The 8,651-nt window shown below is 46.1% G+C and carries 7 protein-coding genes; all 7 read left to right on the forward strand.

What is annotated here, in order from left to right:
- Positions 1-797, forward strand: a 797-nt coding sequence (locus ACOJTG_RS02365) for a glycosyltransferase (RefSeq protein ID WP_420152335.1), incomplete at its 5' end; no start/stop codon positions are given.
- A 12-nt stretch (positions 798-809) separates the two neighbouring features.
- Positions 810-1,982, forward strand: coding sequence for a glycosyltransferase (locus ACOJTG_RS02370; protein ID WP_420152336.1), 1,173 nt, complete (start codon positions 810-812; stop codon positions 1,980-1,982).
- Positions 1,969-2,541 carry a WcaF family extracellular polysaccharide biosynthesis acetyltransferase gene (locus ACOJTG_RS02375; RefSeq protein ID WP_420152337.1) on the forward strand — a complete coding sequence of 191 codons (573 nt, stop codon included), beginning with the start codon at positions 1,969-1,971 and terminating at the stop codon, positions 2,539-2,541. The genes ACOJTG_RS02370 and ACOJTG_RS02375 overlap by 14 nt, the downstream gene beginning before the upstream one ends.
- 4 nt (positions 2,542-2,545) lie before the next feature.
- Complete coding sequence (locus ACOJTG_RS02380; protein WP_420152338.1) at positions 2,546-3,364, forward strand: glycosyltransferase family 2 protein; 819 nt, start codon at positions 2,546-2,548, stop codon at positions 3,362-3,364.
- 710 nt (positions 3,365-4,074) lie between these two features.
- Complete coding sequence (locus tag ACOJTG_RS02385; RefSeq protein ID WP_420152339.1) at positions 4,075-5,370, forward strand: WcaI family glycosyltransferase; 1,296 nt, start codon at positions 4,075-4,077, stop codon at positions 5,368-5,370.
- Between the two features lie 647 nt (positions 5,371-6,017).
- The gene (locus ACOJTG_RS02390; protein ID WP_420152340.1) at positions 6,018-7,157 is read left to right on the forward strand and encodes an acyltransferase family protein; all 1,140 of its coding nucleotides are present in this window, start codon (positions 6,018-6,020) and stop codon (positions 7,155-7,157) included.
- 54 nt (positions 7,158-7,211) lie between these two features.
- A complete protein-coding gene (locus tag ACOJTG_RS02395) occupies positions 7,212-8,267 on the forward strand; it encodes an isoaspartyl peptidase/L-asparaginase family protein (protein ID WP_420152341.1) in 1,056 nt (351 codons plus the stop codon).
- Positions 8,268-8,651: the final 384 nt, after the last annotated feature.

The following is an 8,651-nucleotide window of genomic DNA, read 5'->3' on the forward strand; positions in this document are numbered from 1 at the left end:
GGACCGGACAGATTTATCAAAACTTTATCTGGAAGGGTTACGCCAGTGCCCAAAACTTTATTTCCATTTCTCATCAGACCCAGCGGGATTTACATACCCTGCTGGAACGTCGCCCCGCGTGCTCTGAGGTGGTGTATAACGGGGTTAAATCCCAATACCGACCGGGATCCACTAGCGAAGCCCGACAGCAGTGGAGTCAGCAACTCAATCGTGATGTAACCAGTGGGTATCTACTGCACGTAGGCGGCAATCAATGGTACAAAAACCGCCTGGGCTTGCTCGAATTATATACGGCTTGGCGAAAGCAAAGTCGGCACAACTTACCACTCTTGTGCATTGGGGAAGCTCCTAACGCGGAGCTCGAAGCCTTTTATGAGCAGTCGACCTACCGCCAGGACATCTACTTTTTAACTCAGCAATCGGATGCCGACGTGGTAAAAGCCTATCAGGGAGCTACTGCTTTTGTCTTCCCTTCATTGGCGGAAGGATTTGGCTGGCCTATTGCGGAAGCCATGGCTGCGGGTTGCCCCGTCATTACCACCCAGGAAGCCCCCATGACGGAGGTAGCCGGAGGACAAGCGTTTTTGATTCCCCGTCAGCAAGCGGGAACGGACTGGGCCCAGCGAGCCGCTAGTGTTCTGGAAGCTGTAGTGATGCTAACGCCGCAGGAACGCCACCAGGTGATTGAACAAAGCTTAGCGAATGCACAACGCTTCAATGCTGAGCGAGCCCTCGACGTCATGGAAGAGATCTATCAGCAAATTGTGGAAAAATCAGTGGACTACGTTACCCCTTAGCAAGCCCTATCTATGCGACTTCTTCATGTCATTGATCAAATTGATTTACGGCTCGGTGGGGTAAGCCAGGCCGTTCATACCATGATGCAGGGACTCGATGCCTTACAGATAACTAGTGAGGTAGTAAGCTCGGATGTTCCGGCGTCCGGATTACCCGACCGGGTGCATGCCCTGGGTCCGAGTAAGGGACCCTGGCACTACAATGCGAACTTAAGGGCCTGGTTACAAGCGAACCTAGCCCGCTTTGATACGATCCTCGTACACGGCTTGTGGCAGTACCACACGTTCAGTGTGTACCAGGTTTGGAAACAACTACCCGAGCCGCGGCCTAAGCTCTTTGTGATGCCGCACGGGATGCTCGATCCGTATTTTCAGAAAGCAAAAGGCCGCAAGCTCAAGGCTTTACGCAATTGGCTGTTTTGGAAAGTCATCGAACGCCACCTGATTAATCAGGCCGATGGGTTATTATTTACCTGTGAAGCAGAGAAGAATTTAGCCCGACAGACCTTTCGTCCCTACCAGCCCCGGCAGGAAACGGTGGTGGGCTTGGGGGTATTGGAACCGCCCGTGTTTCAAAAAGCCATGACCCAAGCGTTTGCTCAGGCTTGTGAACGCCCCCTGCAGCGGCCTTACTGGCTCTTTTTGAGCCGGATTGATCCCAAGAAAGGGGTGGATTTACTGATTGAAGCCTACCTACGGCTAAGTGCTGAACACCCGCAGCTACCCGCGTTGGTCATTGCCGGGCCGGGCCTGGAAACCTCGTACGGCCAAGCCATTCGTACCCGAGCCCTGGCTCATGCTAACATCGTTTTTTCTGGAATGCTAAGGGGTGCGGCTAAATGGGGAGCCTTTTACGGCTGTCAGGCCATGGTTTTGCCGAGTCACCAGGAAAATTTTGGCATTGCCATCGTAGAAGCTCTGGCCTGTAGTAAACCCGTTTTAATCTCACGACAAGTCAATATCTGGCAGGAAATCAGCCAAGGGCAAGCCGGTCTGGTGGAGGAAGATACACTCGAAGGTACCTACTGTCTGCTGAAAACGTGGTTGGAGCTCTCGCCGGTCGCCCAGCAAACCTTAGCCGAGCGAGCCCGCCAAGTTTATGAACAATCCTTTGCCGTAGCTCCCACCGCCCATACGCTAGTCGAAACCCTTTTTGAATCGCCATCCCTGCATGTCCACCCTTAATCAACAGACCCAGACGGGCCCCTCTTTCTCGTTACAAAATCGCCTGGCCCGCTTGGCTTGGACGCTGGTCGAACGTACACTATTTCGCTTTTCACCTACGCCTTTTCATGCCTGGCGTTCGGCGTTATTGCGTTTGTTCGGGGCTAAAGTAGGGCGGGGCGTACACGTCTATCCCGGCGTAAAAATCTGGGCACCCTGGAATCTGGAGTTGCACGATGAATGCGGGATTGGCAGCGGAGCGGTCTTGTACTGCCAGGGTAAAATTAACATTGGTTTTCGGGCTGTTATTTCGCAAGGCGTGTATCTCTGTGCGGGCACGCATGATTATAATGATCCTGGTTTTCCGCTCATTACTCGACCCATTGAGGTGGGTGATCACGTCTGGATTGCCGCTCAAGCTTTTGTGCATCCCGGGGTGCAGCTAGCCCAAGGAGCTGTCGTCGGAGCCCGTTCCGTCGTTACTCGGGACATGCCCGAATGGATGGTCTGTGCAGGGCATCCCTGTCGGCCCCTAAAACCCCGCCATAATTATTCCCTAACGCCAAGTTTGGTTTCATAACGCTATGTTAGTTGACATTACAATTGCCATTCCGGTTAAAAATGAGGAACAAAATCTGCCTCATTGTTTAGACGCCCTGGGCAAGGATTTTGCCAAGGCTATTGTCCTGATTGATTCGGGTAGTACTGATCGCACGCGGGCCATTGCTACCGAGTACGGCGTTGATTTCATTGACTTTACTTGGGATGGAAAATTCCCGAAGAAGCGTAACTGGTTTTTACAAAGTGGTTACTTACAGACCCAATGGGTTCTTTTTTTAGATGCCGATGAATACGTAACGCCCGCTTTTAAAGAGGAGTTACGGCAGGCCCTGCACCAGACCGAAAAAGTAGGATTCTGGTTAAACTACAGCATTTATTTCATGGGGAAACAACTAAAAGGAGGCTATCCATTGCGGAAGTTGGCCCTCTTCCGTGCCGATGCGGGTCAGTATGAGCGTATTGAAGAAGATGCGTGGAGTAAGATGGATATGGAAGTTCATGAGCATCCCGTCCTGCAGGGAAAGGTAGGAGTGATCAAAAGTAAAATTGATCACCGGGATTTTAAGGGGATCTCGCACTATGTTCGCAAGCACGATGAATATTCCAGCTGGGAAGCGTCCCGCTTTGCCAAAGCGTTTCAAACCCAGGAAGTACGCAAGCATTGGACCTGGAAGCAGTGGATGAAGTACAAACTTTTACACAGCCCGCTCATCGGACCCGCCTATTTTTTGGGTAGTTTTATACTAATGGGTGGATTCAAAGACGGTAGTCGTGGGTTGGCCTTTTCTATCTTAAAGACCGCGTATTTTACCCAGATTTACTGTAAAATTCAGGAACAATAAAATTCTGTGAATCAGATATTTAGAGTAAGGTGTGTGCTTAATCACTGGCAAGAAATATTTAAAAATTATTTCGCCATTATTACCTAAAAATCAGTATAAAAAAGGTTCAGATTTTGGTGGTTTTACTTGCATCTTACCAAACCGTCAAATATATTTGTTACATCTAGTAAGAATAGTTTTGGTCTGGTCAGGAAGCTGTTTTATCTGGTTATTTTAACGGCTAAACATACTCATTTCTGACTCGAACACACCCGGTTGCTGATAGATTCCGCTCATTCGCTCAGCATCTTTCTTTTACATTTATGAATGGATGCCCATACCCCCTAACAAGGCATCTACACAAAAGCGACTAGCCTCTTTCCGCCATTAGGCCTACGCAACCTTCGTTTCGGATACTCCGCTAATTATCCTTTGCTTTCAGTGAAATGAAAGCAACGACGGTATTCTCAAATAAAATCTCAAGTACCGAATTGCCCGTCGGTGCGAAATTTACGGAAGCTCCTTTCGGCTTACGCGTGCCAAAATGGTTGGTTGCGTTTGTCCGGGATTCGTATGGAGTCACGCGTATAGAATGATCCGTTGTCCCTAGTATACTTCCACCGCCAAGGATGTAGTTGACCGTTCCCCACTTTTCGCTAGCTTTTCAAAGCTAGTGCTATAAACGTGTTGTCCTACTAAACTCTTGCGAAGAGTTCTAATGAATTCAACCTATGAAAAAAGTATTAATCTATGGCATCAATTATGCACCTGAATTAACGGGCATTGGTAAATATACGGGAGAATTAGGAGCGTGGTTGGCAGAAACAGGGCATGAAGTCGAAGTGATTACCACGTTTCCCTATTACCCACAGTGGGAAGTACAGAGCGATTTTAAAGGGAAGTTATGGCACACGCATCTGCACAAGGGCGTGACCGTTCACCGGTGTCCCTTTTACGTTCCCAAGCAAGTAAGTGCGGCTAAACGCATCATCCATGAGTTTTCTTTTTTACTCAGCAGTTTAGTCTACTGGATTCCCTTACTTTTTAAACCCAAAGCGGACGTAGTGCTCTGCGTAGCTCCTCCGTTTCATTTAAGCTTTGTTGCCTATTTGTACAGCTTACTTAAAGGTTCACTGTTTTACATCCATGTACAGGATCTTCAGGTCGATGCGGCAAAAGATTTAGGGATGATTAAAAACAAAAGCTTATTAAATATTCTTTTTAAAGCGGAGAAGTTTATCCTAAATAAAGCGGATCGTGTTTCTACCATTAGCTTGGCTATGGAAAAGAAAATTATCCAAAAAGAAGTAGGCGAAAATAAAACGTATGTGTTTCCCAACTGGGTAGACATGGAAGCCATTCAACCCTTACCTAAATCGGCGTCTCTACGAAAAGAATTTGGTTTACGTAATACGGATAAAGTTATTCTGTATTCCGGAAATTTAGGTGAGAAACAAGGCTTGGAATTAATTATCGAAGCAGCTAAACACTATCAGAAATTTCCCCACATTTATTTTGTTGTGGTGGGCTCAGGTGGAGCCAAAGAGCGATTAATTGAGAAGGTTGACGCGGAAAAACTGACGAACGTTAAGTTTTTCCCTTTGCAAAAAAGTGAAGATATGTCTCGATTGTTAGCTACGGCAGACTTACACTTAGTTTTACAAAAGAAAGCGGCGGCGGATCTATTACTGCCTTCTAAATTAGGACCTATTTTAGCGGCGGGTGGTTGCGTTTTAGTAACGGCTGATCCGGGGACAACGCTGCATAACCTGGTGGCTACCCAGCAATTAGGGTTAGTAGTGGAACCTGAATCTTTACCCGCACTTGTTGCAGGAATTGATGTTGCTTTACAAACTAATTTGGCCTTTTTTCAAGCAAATGCTCGCAGTTATGCTAAACGTCATTTAAGCAAAAAAGTGATTTTATCAGCCATGGAACGAGAGCTTTTAGGTGGAAAATTGATTAAGAATGTGCCCGAATTGGTACCCTCCTTTCAATCAGTGAATGAAGTATATTATTCCGGGTAAGGCAAGAGTATTTGCATTATCCGATTTAGATAAAATATGCTTATTTTTTTTGAAAAAACTTTTATTGTATTTGGTTTTTTAAATTAAATATAGCATGTTTGTAAAGTCTTAGAGATAGTGATATTGATAAGGCAAAATATAACTCCTGTTGTGGCGGCAACAGGAGTTTTTTTATGTTATACGGAGGCATTAAATCTTTTATAAACGAATTATTATTAGCTGTTTTTAATAAGTTGGTAGCTATTAATTGATAGGCTTACCTTTTTATTTTTAGGTCTTATCGAAGATTATTTTTTGCGGTTTTGCGATTTTCAGCAATGAAAGTAGTACGCTCTTGAGGTGCTAAAAAGGGATCGTTAAAAAGTAATGGTAAGTATATTAGGATAGTTATCTTTGAGTTAACCAGTTTGAATTTTAAGTAAACTTACTAAGTGGATACACGAGGCGAAAGGGTATTTTCAGACGCATCACGCCCTTGCTGGACCATGGCTAAGTGGGGCGAAAGGCATTGAGCCATTGCACTACGAGAGGCCATAGGTACAGCCTAAAATGAGATAGAAACGCTTATAGGCGTCTTTGGGCAACTTAGCTGTGAATATTTTAGCTATATTTTAGGCATAAATCGTTTTCCTCCATTGTGTTCTACTATGTCCCTTACTACTACTGAACCTACCCTTGCTCAACCTGTACCTATCAAACGGCTTTTATCCCTGGATACTTTGCGGGGCTTTGATATGTTTTGGATTATGGGCGGGGATGAAATCTTCTACGCCCTGGCCAAGACAACAACGTGGGGCTGGGCCGCCTTTATGGCCGACCAGTTTACGCATCCCGAGTGGAATGGCTTTCGCTTCTACGACCTGATCTTTCCGCTCTTTCTATTCATGGCGGGCGTATCAACCCCCTTTTCCGTAGGGAGTCGATTGGAGAAAGGGGATGAGAAGGGACCTCTAGCCCGCAAGATCATTACGCGAGGAATCACCTTGGTGATTTTCGGTATTATCTATAATAATGGATTGTTTGTCAAGCCGATTGAGGAAATTCGTTTTTGTAGCGTACTCGGACGCATTGGGCTGGCGGGGATGTTTGCCCAGCTGATTTACCTGTACGCTAGTCAGCGGGCTCAGTATTTCTGGTTCTTCGGAATTTTACTCGGTTACTGGGCGGCATTGATGCTCATTCCCGTACCCGGATGCGGAGCGGGTGTACTGACGCTGGAATGTAGCCTGCCGGGCTACGTAGATCGATTGCTGGTACCAGGAAAACTCTACCTGACTGTACATGACCCCGAAGGATTGCTCTCTACCATTCCTGCCATCTGCAATGCCTTACTCGGTATTTACGCCGGTACTATTCTAAGGAATGCGACGCGTCGCCCTCAACAGAAGATACAAGCTTTAGTCGGCCTTGGCTTGATCTTCTTCATCCTAGGATGGATCTGGAATATGGTCTTTCTCGTAAACAAGAACTTATGGACGAGCTCTTTCGTGCTCGTAACGGGGGGCTGTAGTCTGGTATTACTCGCTTTATTTTATTGGATTATTGATGTGAAGCGGTATCAGAAATGGACTATTCTGTTTACCGTGATTGGGATGAATTCCATTTTGATCTACCTGGCGGTATTAATCATTAACTTTGAACACATCGCAGACTTCTTTTTCGGAGGACTCATTCATCAACTCACGTCCGAACCCTTAAAGGCCGTTCTGGTCGTAGCCGGAATGATTCTGATGAAGTGGCTTTTTCTGTATATCCTGTATCAAAAGAAGATATTCCTTCGCGTTTGAGTACTTCCTATATATATAGAAGGGACGTCTTTGTTTCACCTAAATCTACTTCCCATGAAAAAATGGTTATTCCTATTCTTTAGTACCACGGCCTTTGCCCAAAGCCCCGATCCTTCTAAAATAACGCTGGTCATACACGGCGGAGCCGGAACCATCACCCGGCAGAATATGACAGCAGAGAAAGAAAAGGCGTATCGACACGTGTTAGAGCAGGCCTTACAGAGGGGCTATACTATACTAAAGAAAGGAGGTACGAGTCTGGATGCCGTGGAGGCTACCGTTCACGTCATGGAAGATTCGCCTTTGTTCAATGCTGGAAAGGGAGCCGTATTTACGCACGAGGGTAAAAACGAACTCGATGCTGCCATCATGGACGGCAAGACGCTTAAAGCAGGAGCCGTAGCGAGCGTAACCACCATTCGCAATCCTATCTCGGCCGCTCGGGCCGTGATGGAAAAATCTGAACACGTTTTATTAATAGGAAAAGGAGCCGAAACCTTCGCCAAGGATAAAGGACTCACCATCGTTGATCCCAGCTACTTCTACACCGAAAGCCGTTGGCAGGGTTTGCAAAAAGCCTTAAAGGAAGAGAAGATTCAATTAGACCATACCGAGGAGGCACCGAAGAAGCCAGCCAAAGCTCCTAAAAAGGTAAGTAGTCGGGCCAAAGAGCTGATCTTTAGGGAAGGAAAGAAATTTGGTACAGTCGGCTGTGTAGCCTTGGATCAGTACGGAAACCTCGCTGCGGGTACATCCACAGGTGGAATGACTAACAAACGATACGGGAGGGTAGGGGATGCTCCCATTATCGGAGCGGGTACGTATGCAGACAATACTACCTGTGCCATTTCAGCGACCGGTCACGGTGAATACTTCATTCGATCAGTAGTCGCTTATGACATCGCTGCCCTCATGCATTATAAAGGATTATCCGTACAAGAGGCTGCTAAGGAAGTGGTAAACCAAAAACTGGTCGAACGAGGAGGAGAAGGCGGAGTGATTGCCTTGGATGCAAAGGGTAATTTTGCTATGCCTTTTAATTCGGGAGGAATGTACCGAGGCTACATCAAGTCAGACGGATCTCTTCAAATAGAGATATACAAAGACTAATCCTTGTATCCTTATATATATAGTAGCAAGTAAGAAGAAAATCGAAAAGGTTGCTGGAGTAATCCGGCAACCTTTTTAATGGAAGAATAGCGAAGGAGTAGAAGTTATACAAACGAATCTTAAATATCACATTTATAGGAATGGCGAAAGAAAGGCTATGCTAAGCAAGCGAGTAGCCGTAGAAAGACGAAGTGAGTGATAAAAGGGCCAAAGAAGTGGGCAGGAGCGGAGTTTCAGGGGCTAAAAAGCAGTAACTAGTGGCCTGTAAAAAAGTTTCAAGAATTTTCGGGTTTTAAAACGCTGATAGTCAGCGATTGGTTTAAAAGGTTCTGAATTATTTTGATTTGATACTTGACAAGGGTGGTTTTTGGGTTATATCTTTGC

The organism is Siphonobacter sp., from assembly GCF_048595215.1.
Taxonomy (GTDB): domain Bacteria; phylum Bacteroidota; class Bacteroidia; order Cytophagales; family Spirosomataceae; genus Siphonobacter.

Excerpts from the sequence above, each read along its gene's own strand:
- ACOJTG_RS02370 (WP_420152336.1), top strand. The coding sequence starts at position 810 with ATGCGACTTCTTCATGTCATTGATCAAATTGATTTACGGCTCGGTGGG.
- ACOJTG_RS02375 (WP_420152337.1), top strand. The coding sequence starts at position 1,969 with ATGTCCACCCTTAATCAACAGACCCAGACGGGCCCCTCTTTCTCGTTA.
- ACOJTG_RS02380 (WP_420152338.1), top strand. The coding sequence starts at position 2,546 with ATGTTAGTTGACATTACAATTGCCATTCCGGTTAAAAATGAGGAACAA.
- ACOJTG_RS02385 (WP_420152339.1), top strand. The coding sequence starts at position 4,075 with ATGAAAAAAGTATTAATCTATGGCATCAATTATGCACCTGAATTAACG.
- ACOJTG_RS02390 (WP_420152340.1), top strand. The coding sequence starts at position 6,018 with ATGTCCCTTACTACTACTGAACCTACCCTTGCTCAACCTGTACCTATC.
- ACOJTG_RS02395 (WP_420152341.1), top strand. The coding sequence starts at position 7,212 with ATGAAAAAATGGTTATTCCTATTCTTTAGTACCACGGCCTTTGCCCAA.